14 protein-coding genes are annotated in these 14,021 nt (G+C 53.1%); 5 read left to right on the top strand and 9 right to left on the bottom strand.

Translation table 11 applies throughout. The annotated features are described in order from the left end of the window. Position 1 precedes the first annotated feature (1 nt). On the bottom strand, positions 2 to 538 hold the full coding sequence (locus tag ACE99V_RS05795; RefSeq protein ID WP_400489313.1) for an ImmA/IrrE family metallo-endopeptidase: 537 nt from the start codon (positions 536 to 538) through the stop codon (positions 2 to 4). 74 nt (positions 539 to 612) lie between these two features. Next, positions 613 to 1,050 carry a helix-turn-helix domain-containing protein gene (locus ACE99V_RS05790; protein ID WP_400489411.1) on the bottom strand — a complete coding sequence of 146 codons (438 nt, stop codon included), beginning with the start codon at positions 1,048 to 1,050 and terminating at the stop codon, positions 613 to 615. Between the two features lie 274 nt (positions 1,051 to 1,324). Here ACE99V_RS05790 and ACE99V_RS05785 point away from each other — a divergent pair, with 274 nt between their 5' ends. Together ACE99V_RS05785 and ACE99V_RS05780 are read left to right on the top strand one after the other, a co-directional pair. After that, entirely contained in the window at positions 1,325 to 1,768 is a 444-nt protein-coding gene (locus tag ACE99V_RS05785) for an ArpU family phage packaging/lysis transcriptional regulator (RefSeq protein WP_400489312.1), read from the top strand. Between the two features lie 146 nt (positions 1,769 to 1,914). Further along, positions 1,915 to 2,313 (top strand): phage holin family protein, encoded by a 399-nt coding sequence (locus tag ACE99V_RS05780; protein ID WP_400489311.1) that lies wholly within the window; start codon positions 1,915 to 1,917, stop codon positions 2,311 to 2,313. Here ACE99V_RS05780 and ACE99V_RS05775 read toward each other — a convergent pair whose 3' ends face one another. The 6 genes from ACE99V_RS05775 to ACE99V_RS05750 all read right to left on the bottom strand — a co-directional run bounded on the left by ACE99V_RS05775 (position 2,314) and on the right by ACE99V_RS05750 (position 10,020). Next, on the bottom strand, positions 2,314 to 3,396 hold the full coding sequence (locus ACE99V_RS05775; protein WP_400489310.1) for a polyamine ABC transporter substrate-binding protein: 1,083 nt from the start codon (positions 3,394 to 3,396) through the stop codon (positions 2,314 to 2,316). 26 nt (positions 3,397 to 3,422) lie between these two features. Continuing rightward, complete coding sequence (locus ACE99V_RS05770; RefSeq protein WP_400489309.1) at positions 3,423 to 4,202, bottom strand: ABC transporter permease; 780 nt, start codon at positions 4,200 to 4,202, stop codon at positions 3,423 to 3,425. Between the two features lies 1 nt (position 4,203). After that, positions 4,204 to 5,004 (bottom strand): ABC transporter permease, encoded by an 801-nt coding sequence (locus tag ACE99V_RS05765; RefSeq protein ID WP_400489410.1) that lies wholly within the window; start codon positions 5,002 to 5,004, stop codon positions 4,204 to 4,206. 107 nt (positions 5,005 to 5,111) lie between these two features. Continuing rightward, positions 5,112 to 6,185 carry an ABC transporter ATP-binding protein gene (locus tag ACE99V_RS05760; protein WP_491624837.1) on the bottom strand — a complete coding sequence of 358 codons (1,074 nt, stop codon included), beginning with the start codon at positions 6,183 to 6,185 and terminating at the stop codon, positions 5,112 to 5,114. 146 nt (positions 6,186 to 6,331) lie between these two features. After that, positions 6,332 to 8,152, bottom strand: coding sequence for a sigma-54-dependent Fis family transcriptional regulator (locus ACE99V_RS05755; protein ID WP_400489308.1), 1,821 nt, complete (start codon positions 8,150 to 8,152; stop codon positions 6,332 to 6,334). A gap of 164 nt (positions 8,153 to 8,316) precedes the next feature. Continuing rightward, positions 8,317 to 10,020, bottom strand: a complete 1,704-nt coding sequence (locus tag ACE99V_RS05750; protein WP_400489307.1) for a methyl-accepting chemotaxis protein — start codon at positions 10,018 to 10,020, stop codon at positions 8,317 to 8,319. A 157-nt stretch (positions 10,021 to 10,177) separates the two neighbouring features. Between ACE99V_RS05750 and mobA the strand changes: the two genes are divergently transcribed. Beyond that, entirely contained in the window at positions 10,178 to 10,792 is a 615-nt protein-coding gene (gene mobA / locus ACE99V_RS05745; RefSeq protein ID WP_400489306.1) for a molybdenum cofactor guanylyltransferase, read from the top strand. 4 nt (positions 10,793 to 10,796) lie between these two features. On the opposite strand, the gene fdhD is transcribed toward mobA, so the two are convergent. Further along, the gene (gene fdhD / locus ACE99V_RS05740) at positions 10,797 to 11,618 is read right to left on the bottom strand and encodes a formate dehydrogenase accessory sulfurtransferase FdhD (RefSeq protein WP_400489305.1); all 822 of its coding nucleotides are present in this window, start codon (positions 11,616 to 11,618) and stop codon (positions 10,797 to 10,799) included. Between the two features lie 548 nt (positions 11,619 to 12,166). Between fdhD and ACE99V_RS05735 the strand changes: the two genes are divergently transcribed. Further along, on the top strand, positions 12,167 to 13,441 hold the full coding sequence (locus ACE99V_RS05735) for an L-lactate MFS transporter (RefSeq protein ID WP_400489304.1): 1,275 nt from the start codon (positions 12,167 to 12,169) through the stop codon (positions 13,439 to 13,441). Between the two features lie 47 nt (positions 13,442 to 13,488). Beyond that, positions 13,489 to 13,854, top strand: a complete 366-nt coding sequence (locus ACE99V_RS05730; RefSeq protein WP_400489303.1) for a Na-translocating system protein MpsC family protein — start codon at positions 13,489 to 13,491, stop codon at positions 13,852 to 13,854. Positions 13,855 to 14,021: the final 167 nt, after the last annotated feature.

The raw sequence follows: 14,021 nt of genomic DNA, 5'->3' as shown, positions 1-14,021 counted from the left end.
ATCAACTTTGGCAGCCGGATCCTCCTTCCAGCAGATGCGTGTATCCACTCAGATACAATCTGTTCAGGAACCGGTCGAACCGCTTTTTGGCCAATGCTTCCGGCACCAGAAAAACGCTTGAGAGGTATTGGGGAGCATTGTATAGGGTAAGCTTGCTGATCAATGGCGCAAACATGAAAAAGGGCATCAATAGATGTTCAGCAAAGTGGTTGGCTTGCGCCTCCTGCCAGTCGATCATCAAGTCGCTGCTTTTGGGCTGCACTCCTTCATGCAGCACCAAATGACCGAATTCATGGGCAATTTTGACCCTCATGGAAAGAGGATCCAGAGACTGGTCAACGGCAATCACGTAATGGTTTTCTTTCATGGGATGGGTGTGTGTGCGACTCCGTCCGCAAATCGTTTGCAGCTCGATTCGATAGCACGAGCAGAGCTTTTTCAGATCGATTTGTTCCGGCAGCTCCATCCCGTGATAGCGAAGCAGCATATATACTCTTGATTCAAGCCATGTATGAGGTTTGCAGGCATTATCAAACAAGGTACATCCCTCCTGGAATTCAGAACATACGTTCGTATACATGTGTGAAAGAAAAGCCCCTGGCATGGGGCTTGTTATTTGTTGTGCGGCGAATCTTTTTTCATCCCCTCGGTAATCTCAAAGAGCGACAGAGGGCGTGATTCCTTTATTTTATACTCGTTCATTTGCCGTTTCAACTCGTACCAGTAGCGCCGAATCTCTTTCTTTTCTTCCTCGGAGGCTTCCAAATAACCGTCCAGAAAGAAGTAGTCATCCGGGTCGTCAATCTTTGCCTGCAGAAGTTCATCCAGTGTTTTTTCGGAAGAGATTCCACCGTCATCTACCCGTCCCAACAACCAGTCGGTTGACACATCCAGCACATCTGCAAGCATACTCAGCATCTCGTTCGGAGGGGAACTGTAATTGTTCTCGTAATTGCTAATCGTTCCCTTGGTTGTTTGGACTTTTGCAGCCAGTTCTTCTTGTGTAAGACCTCTTGCTTTGCGGGCGAATCGTAAGCGCTGGGCCAACATGAGCAACCCGTTCCCTTCTTGTCTATCTGAGTACAAGTATATTGTACATGAGGGAGCGGGACAAGAAGAAATTTTTTTCTACGTCTCTATGCTGGCAGGGTGGCAAAGCCGCTTCGCAAGAGAGCACTTTTGCCATGCTCTCGCAGGTATTATATCGCCATACTTTTTCGTTGACATACAAGTTTCTTGTACATTACGATAGGAACACGGTTACAATATCTGCCAGATTGCGCTCGTTGTGATGGAAACAGGAAGATTGGAGGAGGAGTAAACGATGAGACATCAGGTTCAGGTTCCGCTCAAAGTGGATCGCGTGGCTACGGAACGAAACGTGAAAAAAATGCTGGATTTGGCCCGTGATTATATTTGTATGGGTTTTCACCCTGGCATAGAGGCAAAGACGACGGCGCACCCCCTTCCCGTTCCCTTCTCGAAAACCAACCGGTTTCAGAGCGGCACTGAACAAGCGGCTGTCAGGAATGCCGCAATGGAACAGGAAAGAAGCGCGCACGTGCAGCAGGTGATTGCGGCTGTAAGACGCCTCGGCACGCGCGAGCAGGAATTGATACTGGCCCGTTGGTTCGGTGCGGACGACCGGACAGATGTGGAGACGTACATTCAGTTAAACATGACGCACGCTTCCTATTATCGAACGCGCAGCAGGGCCTTTTACAAACTCGCATTTGCCCTGGGCGTAGAGGTTTATGAGGAAGAGTGATACATTTTTGTGACGATGATGAGACAAATCCGATACACATTTTTGAAAAAACGGTGTTACGATTGTATCGTGAACAAAAAAGAAAGCCGCTCGACGACAAATCGGGCGGCTGTTTTCATTCTTGAGAAGATGGGAGGAGCATAGACATGAATGATTTGATCCACTACCTCTACGGGGAAGGACGGGGCGATCTCCTGGTCGTCTTGCTTGGCTTGATCTTGATCGACTGGATGACAGGGATCGCCGCCTCGCTGAAAGACAAGAAGCACTCGTCCGACTATCGTATCAGCGGCATCCTGCGAACGTTGTTCATCCTCTCCTTCCCGGCGATCGGCAACATGCTGGATCGGGCCGTGGAGACACCTGGTTTTTTGTTCTACGGAGTGACATTCGGACTGATTTATCACACCTTCAACTCCATGACGGCCAACGCGGTGCGGGCGGGATGGGGCCGGTTCATTCCGCCGCAGGTGGTGGAATTTGTCCGTTCGACAATGAAATCACAGACGAACAGGGCCTTGAAAAAGACGCATCCTCCCGAATGATTACTGCGAACTCTTCACTTCTGACCAGACACGGTCGTACAGTGTCACTCCGTCGCCGATGTCGAGCAAGCTTTCTGCTCGCCTCATCTCTTCGGCGGGCGGGTAGATCGCGATGTTTTCCATGATCTCCTTGTCGATCAGCTTGTGCGCTTCCTTGTTCGGATTGATGTACGGGAATTCTTTGGCGATCTCCGCGCTGATCTCCGGTTCCAACAGGAAGTTGACGAACGCTTCAGCCGTCTTCTTGTGCTTGGCTCCCGCAGGAATGACGAAGTTGTCAAAGGTGATCATCAGGCCTTCTTTCGGCAGAACGGTCTTGATTTGCGGCTTCTCCCGCTGGGCCAGGGCAATTTCGGCGCCCCAGACGTAGGCGATATTCACTTCGCCGTTGATCATCAGCGTCTTGGGGCTGTCGCTGTCAAAGGCCTTGATGTTGGGCATCAGCTTCAGCATTTTCTGCTTCGCTTCCTCCAGGTGGGCCGGATCGGTGTCGTTGGCGGAATAGCCGAGCGTTTTCAGCACCATGCCCAGGATAAAACGCTGGTCATCCACCATGACGATTTGGCCTTTCAGGTCTGGATTCCACAGATCTTCATAGCTGGTAATCTCTTTCTTGATGTTGTCCGGGTTGTACGCGAGCGATACTGTGTTGCCCATGTACGGGACACTGTACTTGTTGCCGGGGTCATGTTCCTTGTTGACATACTCCGGTGCCAGGTTCTTCCTATTGGGAATATTGTTCAGATCCATCTCCTGAATGAGTCCTTGTTTGGCCATCGGTTGGATAAAGTAGTCACTGGCTACAACCAGATCGTATATGCCTCCGCCGGCAGATACCTTCGCCAGCATTTCTTCATTGGAGGAGAACGTGCTGTAGTTCACCTTCACGCCGTATTTTTGTTCAAACTTTTGCAGGACGGATTCAGGCAGGTATTCCGACCAGTTGAACACGTTCAGCTCCTTGTCCAGCCCGTTGTCTGCCGCCTGGCCTTGACCTGCCGGTTCGGAGCCGCATCCCGCAGCCGTAACCAGAGACAATGCCGTCAAACCAGTAACCGCTAATCGTTTCCAACCTTTTTTCATCTTGACTTCCCCCTTTTATTTCCCGCTTAATTTTTTCGCATGCGTATGCGCTCTGCGATGATGACAATAAACAGCGTAACGAACAGCATCAGGGTGGAAAGCGCGTTGATTTCCGGCGTCACCCCAAACTTGACCATCGAGAAGATTTTCAGCGGCAGCGTCGCGCTTGCCGGACCCGCTACAAAAAAGCTGATGATCACGTCGTCGATGGAGAGGGTAAAAGCGAGCAGTGCGCTGGCGACGATACCCGGAGCGATGACAGGAATCGTCACCTTCACAAAGGTTTGCCAGGGCGTGGCTCCGAGGTCCATGGCGGCCTCCTCGATGCTTCGGTCAAAGCCGGCGAGCCGCGCCTTGACGACGACGATGACAAACGGCACGGAAAAGGTGATGTGCGCCGCAATCAGCGTGAAATAGCCGAGCGGCACTTTCAACTGGGCAAACAGGGCCAACAGGGAGATCCCCATGACGATTTCCGGAATGACGATCGGCAGGTAAAGCATGCCGTCGAGTACCGATTTGCCGCGGAAGTGGTAGCGGTACATGCCTACTGCCGCAAGTGTTCCGATCATGGTGGCCGCGATCGTGCTGATCAGGGCTACGACCAGCGAGGTTTTGGTCGCCTCGAGAACGGCGCTGTTGTGCATCAGCTTGACGTACCAGTCAAAGGTGAATCCGGTCCAGACCGCGTTTAGCTTTGACTGGTTAAATGAGTACAGCACGAGAATGGCAATCGGTAAATAGAGGAACAGATAAATGACGGAAGCGTACAAGACAGACAGTTTTTCGCCAAGGGAGAGGCGCACGCTACACCAGCTCCTTTCCTTGCTTGGCCATGGGTGTCAGGATGTAGGCGGTTATGAACAAGAGTGTCAACACCATCAGAATGATGGAACTGGCAGAACCGAACGGCCAGTCTCGCGCGGTCAGGAACTGGTTTTTGATCAGGTTGCCGACCAGGACCGTCTTGCTGCCTCCCATCAGATCAGGGATGAAGAACAGGCCCAGTGACGGAATGAACACGAGCAGAGAGCCCGCCATAATGCCGGGGGCCGTAAGCGGCAGCGTCACTTTCCAAAAGACCTGCCGTGGCTTCGCTCCAAGATCAGCGGCGGCCTCCAGAAGAGACCTGTCCAGCTTCTCGATGGAGGCGTACAGCGGCAGCACCATAAACGGAAGCATGGTGTAGACGAGACCGATCAGCACAGCTGTTTCGTTGTATAAGAGCGACAGCGGCTTGTCAATCAGGCCGATCTGCAGGAGCAGCGTGTTGATCACCCCTTCCGTTCGCAAAAGAACGATCCAGGCGTAGGTGCGGATCAGGGAATTGGTCCAAAACGGCACGATGATCAAGAGCAGCAGAATGTTGCGGTACCTCGCCGGGGAGCGGGCAATGATGTAGGCAAACGGATAACCGAACACGAGACAAAGGACTGTCGTGGCGAAAGCAAGTACACAGGAGACCCATAGGATCTTTATGTAGAGCGGGTCGACAAAGCGAATGTAATTCTCCAAGGTGAGCGGCACATCGATTCCGCCGAACGAACTTCTCGTAAAAAAGCTGACGCCAAGCACAAGCAGCAGAGGAAGGAGAAAGAACAGGCCCATCCATACGGTTACCGGAGCAATCGTCCATACCTTGCTGTAGTCTCGGGAGCGCCTGGGCTCTGGCAAGGCGGTCTCTTGGGGGGAGGTGGTTGGGCTGATGGCTGTTTTCATCGGGTTAACACCACCCCGTGCTGCGGATCCCAATGGACGAACAGCTCATCTCCTTCAACAACCGGCAGCAATTGGTCGGTCTTTTCCAGAGCAACGAACTGCTTGCCGTTGCGCAGGGTAACAACCGTTTTCGTCATCCCCCCGCAGTAGATTCGCTCGGTCAGACGGCCGGGTACCTGTACGAGCCGTCTGTCGTCAGACGGCACAAGTGAGAGCGTCGATTTTTCAGGTCGGATCGCTACCGTCACCGTATCACTTTCGGCAACAGAGGAAGGGGAGGCAGACACCTGCAGGCCCTCGCAGTCCACGAGAATGCGCTGAGAGGTCCGCACCCGCACGGTTCCGGTCAGCATATTGGTCTCTCCGATAAATTCGGCGACAAAACGGGTGGCGGGCTGCTCGTAAATCTCCGTAGGAGTTCCCACCTGTTCGAGAAAGCCTTTGTTCATGACCGCAATCCGGTCAGACATGGTCAGCGCTTCTTCCTGATCATGGGTAACAAAGATGAAGGTAATGCCCAATTGCTTTTGCAGGTGCTTGAGCTCCACCTGCATCTGCTTGCGAAGCTTCTGGTCCAGCGCTCCCAGCGGTTCATCGAGCAGGAGCACCTTGGGGTTGTTGATCAGCGCCCGGGCGATGGCAATCCGCTGGCGCTGTCCGCCGCTCAGCTGATCCGGCTTGCGGGAGGCGTACTCCTCCAACTGAACCAACCGCAGTGCCTGTTTCACCCGCTGATCGATCTCAGCCTTGGCCACCTTTTTCACGCGCAGGCCGAAAGCGACGTTCTCGTAGGCGGTGAGGTGCGGGAAGAGCGCATAGCTCTGGAACACGGTGTTCACGTTCCGTTCGTAGGCGGCCATTTCCTGCACGTATTCGCCGTCCAGCATAATCTGGCCGGAGGTAGGGTGCTCAAAGCCGGCGATCATTCGCAGTGTTGTCGTCTTACCGCAGCCGCTCGGCCCAAGCAGGGTGAGGAATTCTCCCTTCTGGATGTCAAGGGAGAGGTCGTGGACAACTGTATGTTGGTCGAACCGTTTTATCACGTTTTGCAGCTTTACCATAGGACCAATCAAGTGTAGACCCCCTCCTGTAGAGTATATCTAATTTTTTCACTAGCAAGAAAAGTGCCAAAATTACTATCGTTCTCTTGTGCTTCTGAAAATCCTAAAAAACAAGAAGCAGCGGGGATGCAAGACTGCCCGATGCTTCCTAGAAATTAGAATACCTTCTCATTGTTGAGAAGTTTATGTCCTTCGAGCTTGCGGTAGAGGGTGGCCAATCCGATGTCAAGTTTTTCGGCGACCAGCCGTTTTGCTTCCAGTGAATGGCCGTACTGCTCCAGCATGCTCAGGAGAATGTGTCTCTCGTGGTAGAGAAGCCGTTCCTTTAACGGCAGATCCATGCCCGAGGTTTCCGCGATGACACTGACACTGTGATGTTGACGTATGCGGACGGGGACGCTGTCCATGCCGATGCAGGTGGAGGTCTCCATGTTAACCGCGTATTCGATCGCATTCTCCAGTTCGCGGACGTTCCCCGGCCAGTGGTACTGGGTAAACAGGCTTTTTACCTCTGGCGTGAAGTCGAGAATCGGGTGGCCCAGCAGCTGTCTGTACTTGGCCAGGAAATAGTCCATCAAGAGCGGGATGTCCTCGGTGCGTTCCCGAAGCGATGGCATATGCAGGGGAATGACGTTGAGACGGAAGTAGAGATCTTCCCGAAACTCCTTGTTGCGGACCATCTCTTCCAGGTTTTTGTTGGTCGCGGAAATCACCCGGATGTTGACGGGGACCAGCTGGTTGGAGCCGACCCGTTCCACCTGTTTGCTCTGCAGGACGTGAAGCAGCTTGACCTGCAGGTGCAGCGGCAAGTCGCCGATCTCGTCCAGGAAGATCGTGCCGCCGTCGGCCAGCTCGAACTTGCCTGCTTTTCCCTCCCGTTTTGCACCGGTAAAGGCGCCGGCCGCATAGCCGAACAGTTCGCTCTCCAGTAGCGTTTCCGGAATGGCGCCGCAGTTGACGATGATGAACGGACCGCTGCGGCGGGAGCTGGCGGAGTGGATGGCGGCGGCGAGCATTCCTTTGCCGGTGCCGCTCTCGCCGGTGATCAGGATGTTCGAGGTGCCCCGGGCCACCTGTTCCGCCTGCTTGATGACGAGGGAAAGGGCGCGGCTTTTGCCGTGAATCTCGGAAAAGTGCAGATCCTTGTGCTCGTTGGTGAGAACGTAGGCAAGCCGGCGCATGTCAGCCATCCGTCGGAACGAGGCGACGACGCCTGCTACCTGCCCGTTGACCAGGATGGGGCGGGCGGTGACGATGAAGTGCATCTCATGGTCGTCCAGCCGGTAGATTTCTTCCTGCTCGATGTAGCCTTTGCCTGTCGTCAATACCTGCAGCATGGGCGAGCTGGACCAGACCTTTTCCAGCGGAACGCCGATCAAGAGGTGCTTCTCTTTTTGGATGAGCTGTTGGGCAGTAGCGTTGCATGTGGTAATGATGCCGTGTTCGTCGATGGCGATGATCCCTTCATGGATCGATTCAATGAGCGTCTCTAGCTGGAGGAAGGTCTTTTTCCAGTTGTTCCACGCCTCCTGCTCGGCAATTTTGCCTGTGAGAAGCTCTGTCATTCGCTGCAAAAAGGTGAGGTAGGGGAGCCGATTGTGAATCAGCAGCCGGCGCTGCGTCTCGGTAAAGGCGATCAGGCCGATGACGCCGATAACTTTTCCCTTGTAGTGAATGGGCGTGCATAATTCCGCAAGCTCTTCCGTCTCTCCGTACTGGACGGACGGGTCGTAAGACGGATCGTTTTGCGCGTCTTCAATGAAAAACGGTTGATTGGTGGTTATCACCCGTCCATAAAGGTAGCCGGCTTCGATCTGTCCCCCTTCTTCCTTTGCGTTGATGCGATCCTTGTACTTGCCGGTTCCCGCAATGATGGTCATGGTGTCGTCGACGATTTCCGTCTCAATCTGCAGGGCAGCGGAGATCGCTTCGGCTACCTGCTGGGTGACGGCTTGAAACTCCTTTAGAAAGCTCATCGCATCTCCTCCTTGCTGTATAATAAAAAGGCAGAAACGACAATCATTTCGGGCGTATCAGATTCTGCTACTAGTAATACGACTTGAGAAGTGATGAATCCTCCCAATTTTGAGAATTTTCCTAAAAAATTTCAACCAATGAAAAAAGACTGGCGGATGCCAGTCTACGAACGGAATTTGGCTGTTAGTTCGAGCAGTTGGTCTGAAATTCTCGATAACGATATCGCCGATGAAGTAATTTCCTGCATAGAGGCGAGCTGTTCCTCGGAAGCAGCTGAAACGTTTTGCGTCCGGGACGCCGATTTGCCTGCAATCTTCGAGATAACGGAGACGACTTCCACCACTTGTTCCGTAGAGGCTGTCATCTGCTGGGCGGCCGCGGAAACCTCCTGGATTTTTTCCGCCACGTCCCGAATCGCCGACTGTATGGCTGTAAAGGAAGAACCGGCCGCGTTGACTACCTGGATCCCGGAGGTTACCTCGCTGCTGCCTGTCGTCATGGCTTCTACCGCTGTTACCGTTTCTTGCTGGATTGCACTGATCAAAAGTGAGATTTGCTGTGCCGACTGGGAGGATTGTTCCGCCAATTTTCTTACTTCGTCCGCAACGACAGCAAAGCCCCTGCCGTGATCGCCTGCCCGTGCCGCTTCAATCGCCGCATTGAGGGCAAGCAAATTGGTCTGGTCGGCAATACTGGTGATCACCTCGATGATCTGGCCAATTTCCTGCGAACGTTCTCCCAGTCCCTGAACCACCTGGGAAAGCTGTTTCATCGTATGTTGGATCAGATCCATCTGCCTGATAGCGTTTTCAATGGAGGCAGTGCCTTCCGTCGCTTTTTCGGCGGCCGATGTCGCCACGACGGAGGCGTCATGGGCGTTTGCAGCGATGTGCTGTGCGTTGGCGGAAATCTCCTGAACGGCTTGCAAACTGCTTCCCACGCTGTGGACTTGCGTTTCGGTACCCGCTGCAACCTCCGAGATGTTTTGTGAAATGTGCTGCGTCGCTTGGCTGATTTGCTCGGCTCCGGCGGAAAGGTTTCCGGCTGCCATGGAAACTTCCTGTGCTGTTTGAGAGACCTGGTTGACCAATTGGCGCAGCTGCTGGCACATTTGATTGAAGTGGGTAGAAATTTGACCGATCTCGTCCTGAACACGGTCATTGACCGTACAGGTGAAATCGCCTTCACCCGCCTTCATCAGCGCAGTTGCGATCGCGTTCAGCCGCTTTTTCAAAAAGCGTGTGAACCCGGCGACAAACAGGAGAGCGATCAGGATGGCTCCGACCAGAACGACCCCGAACGTCTTCATAACGTTGGCGAGAGTCGTATCGATCAGGGATTGTGGCGCTCCCACGTACCAGATTCCGATGATCTCACCGGAGGAATTGGTAAGCGGTTCGTAGGCGGCTTGATAGAATTTTCCTACGACGTTCGCTTCTCCGTAAAAGGTTTTCCCCTCCTTGAGTACGACATTGGCCACTTTTTCCGACACTTTTGTTCCTACGGCGCGCTGTCTGTCTTCTTTCAACACGTTTGTGGTGACCCGCGTGTCACCCTGAAAAATGGTTACCGTATCGCCGCCGGTCAACTGGCCGATTTCGTCAACCAGGTCGTAGTTGTCGTTGATTTTGGTTTCGCCTTTATACAGCAGACCGTCGCGGACAGTCCAATCCCCCGGATATTTTTCGTTCAGGTAGCGACCTCCGAGAGCGAGATCCGACTTCGCCTTCTCCAGGGCGGCGGCCTTGATCCCTTCTTTCAGTTCGATGCTGACAAAGGTAAACATGACGCCGGCAAAGAGAATCAGGATACAGAAAAAAAACAAGTTCAGCTTGGTCCCAATGGTGAGTTTGGAAATAAAGCGCACGATTATTACTCTCTCCCTTCGGAATGGTACGAAAATGAAATAATATTTGGCAGTTATAGGTATTATCGTAAAACTTTATGAAAAATGAAGAGTTTATTTTTGTGAGAATAGGGTAAATGAATAGAATTTAATCAATATGAACAGGGAGGAGACGGGGATGAATATCTGTGGAGTCATACTGGCCGGAGGAAAGAGCAGCCGAATGGGACGGCGAAAAGAGCTGTTGGAGTGGAAAGGCAGAACGCTGGTGGAACATCTGGCGGAACAGGTGACAGCAGCGGGGATGACCTGCTTGATTGTATCCAACGAGCCGCAGCAGCTTCCAGGCGCGTTGTTCCAACATCCAAACGTAACCGTTGTGAGAGACCAGGTGGATTCACGGGGACCGATCAGCGGAATCGTTACGGCCTTTCGCGTGCGTCCGGAAGAATGCTTGCTGGTCCTCTCCTGTGACTTGCCGTTTGTCCATCGGGAACATCTTGCCCGGTTGCAGGAATTCGGCGAAAAGAGGAGCGATTGGGATGGGCTCGTCGTCCAGGCGAACGGACGGGTGCACCCCTTGTTTGGCCTTTACCGTCGACGTACGCAACCCCTTTGGGAAGAAGCCTTGAGACAGGGCAGCTATCGGCTGATGACGGTGCTGGAGAAGATAAGGGTGACGGCGATTCCGGAAGATCTGTTCGACCCGTGGGCTGCTTTCAATGCCAATACCCCGGAAGAATTTGAGACAGCGCTGCTTGAACAGCAAAAAAGGGAGAAGCGACAGCCGTAGACTGTCAGCCTTTCCCTTTTGCCGAGTGTTCCTCAACCAAAACCCGGCCGCTGTGCGTGTAGACATTCATCTTGTCATTTCGCACGAAGCCGATGGCGGTGATATTCAGCTCTTCTGCCAGCTGCAGGGCCAACTCCGTCGGTGCCGATTTGGAGATGATGATCCCGGCGCCGATTTTGGCCGCTTTCAGCAAAACCTCCGAGGAGATGCGGCCGCTAAAGGCGAGGATTTTGTCAGCTGTGGCAATCCCTTCCTGCAGGCAGTAACCGTAGATTTTATCCAGGGCATTGTGCCGCCCGATGTCCGAGTAAGTGAACAGCACCCGATCCGGCACGCACAATGCCGCGTTGTGCACCCCGCCAGTCTGGCGGTGAATGTCGGAGGAGGCCTGCAGTTCGTGCATCAGGCGATAGCATTGCTCTGGAGTGATGGCGACGCAGCTCTCCACCGGTTTGGCCGTGCGGGCGTCGCTGAAAAAGTAAAACGACTGCCTGCTTTTCCCGCAGCAGGATGTAATTCTCCGTTTGGAGTAAAAGCTTTGCGCCAACACGGTTTGCTGGTGGAGATCCACGTAGGCGAACCCTTTGGTCTCGTCCACGGCTAGATGCTTGATCTCCTCGTAACTGCGAATGGCACCCTCCGAAGCGAGAAAGCCTATCACCATCTCTTTCAGATCGGCAGGCGTGCAGACGATGGTGGCAAATTCCTCGTCGTTCAGGAAGATCGTGAGCGGGTACTCCGTCACGATTTCATCCTCTTCCCAACAGGAGATCCCGTCGTGTATTTTCAGTACGTTTCGCGTTATGGTTACAGGAAGCTCGGACATATGGATGCACCCTTTCTGAAAATTATTCTATGGGACATATTGTCACTGTAATCGTTTCCATGGTAGTATACTATGTGTAATTGGAATTGTCACAAAATTTTCTCTTTTATGAGTTGACTTGGGAACAAATTGACACGGGATAGCGTACCTGTCGCCGGTCCATTTGTCTGTCAAACACGCACACTCGCTGTTGATGCTGAGGTAGCGCACCTGCCGATGATTAACTGTCGTGCTTTCACATGCTTCGCCGAAAGGCTTTTTGTGTCTTTCGGAAGATGTGTGAACGTACGGCAGTTTTTCTATTAGAGGATGTTTAAAAAGTCCGGAAACATTGCCGTCGCATCTCTTCGTTGCGTTGTCGCTCCGCTGCTCACGTAGACTGGCCTACTCTCGGCTGCTCGCGACTTCCGCGCCTCGATGTGCGCCGCACAGGATGTGCCAGTGTCGGCGTTGCCCCATGGATGGGGCGCTTTTAGCCGACCTTGGCTCTGTTTTTCCTCTTTTTAAACGCTCACTTTAATCAAAAAAAATTTAAGGAGATGAGAACCTTGCAGCAAAAAACCAAAAACCGCTGGTTGATCGCGGCAGCATCCGTGGGCATCCACATTTCGATCGGCTCGGTTTACGCTTGGAGCGTCTTTACCAAACCGATCACGAAGCAATTCGGCTGGGGACTAAGTGACGTGCAGTTGACCTTCAGTATCGCGATTCTGTTCCTTGGCTTATCGGCTGCTTTTCTGGGTCACTACGTGGAAAAGCATGGTCCGCGCAAATCAGGGACGCTGTCCTCCATCTTTTTCGGCATCGGGATCGCCGGTTCAGGCCTGGCCATTCACCTGGAGAATCTGCCCCTGCTGTACCTCTGCTACGGCGTGCTGGGCGGAATCGGTCTGGGGGTAGGCTACATCACCCCGGTATCCACCTTGGTCAAATGGTTCCCCGACCGCCGCGGTCTTGCAACCGGTTTGGCGATTATGGGTTTCGGTTTTGCTTCCCTGATCAGCAGTCCGATCATGAACGCGTTGATCACCAGCGTGGGCATCGCAAACACCTTTTTCATTCTGGGTATCATCTATTTCGTCATCATGTTTGCCTCAGCCCAATACCTCTCGCCGCCGCCTGAAGGCTGGATGCCGGAAGGGTTTCGCGCACAGGTGCACGCGGGCAAAAAGCAGATCAAGACAGATCTGTCCCAACTGACCGCGAACGAAGCCGTGAAAACGAGACGCTTCTACTGGCTGTGGCTGATGCTGTTCATTAATGTGACGTGCGGGATCGCCATTATTTCCGTTGCGTCACCGATGGCGCAGGAGATTGCAGGTATGAACGCAGCAACTGCGGCAGCCGTAGTCGGTTTGCTTGGCCTGTTTAACGGCAGCGGACGCATCGCCTGGGCTTCCCTGTCGGACTACATCGGACGTCCCAACACCTATACGGCGTTTTTCGCAATCCAAATCGTTTCCTACTTCCTGCTGCCGAATATGGCCAACGCTCTCCTGTTTCAGATCCTGCTGTTCCTGGTAATGACCTGCTATGGCGGCGGCTTCTCTTCGATTCCAGCTTACATCGGCGATCTGTTCGGAACGAAGCAGCTGGGCGCCATTCACGGCTACATCCTGACGGCATGGGCGGCAGCAGGTCTTGCAGGCCCCATTTTCGCCGCCTGGGTTCGTGAAACGACAGGCAGCTACACAGGCACGCTCAGCGTATTTGTAGGGATGATGGGCGTAGCACTCCTGATCTCCCTGCTCATTCGCCTCGACATAAAAAAATTGAGGGAACAAGCAAATACGAACGAATCTTCTGTTGATTTGGCAGGCTAAACAATGATAAGGTTTAGGTAAACTAGGCGTAAAGGTGACTCGCATCGATGAATAAATTTGAAGCTGAGTTCAGCAATCTGGTTCGCTCCTTTCGCAAGCGTCACATGGGCAAAGGGCCCAGCAAAATCGTCACGACGTTTTGCAAAAATTGGGCCATTTGTGAGATGGAAGGAAACCTCTCGCCTGTTGAAAAGTTCATTGCGACCGCTGAGGAAGGCAAGCAAATGCTCCGCGCGGCTCGGACGGAAATGGTCAAGGAAATGTATCGTAAAAATCGACCGGTCGAAATGGAAGCACTTGTCGGAGCAAACTTGATTGATTTATTTGTCGATATCGACATTGAACGAGACTTTGGCATGTCCATCTTTGTGTTCGACCAAAACATCCAGAACAAATTCAGCAGCGAACCCTAAGCCCAAGCGAAGCAGCGTCCCTGCCTACCGGTTGGACTTAAGCGTTCACCCATGGCGCGTGTAGTTGACGCTTGGTAGCGAACCTGCCAATGAGCAACCACCGTGAACAGTCCTTCCATTGGGAAACAGGGAGGCAGCTTCATGGTGGTTTTCTCTTTCTCCAGCAA

Origin of the sequence: Brevibacillus soli, assembly GCF_044759095.2 — a bacterium.
Lineage (GTDB): Bacteria > Bacillota > Bacilli > Brevibacillales > Brevibacillaceae > JBIYSM02.
This window is presented reverse-complemented; position numbering and strand designations above follow the sequence as displayed.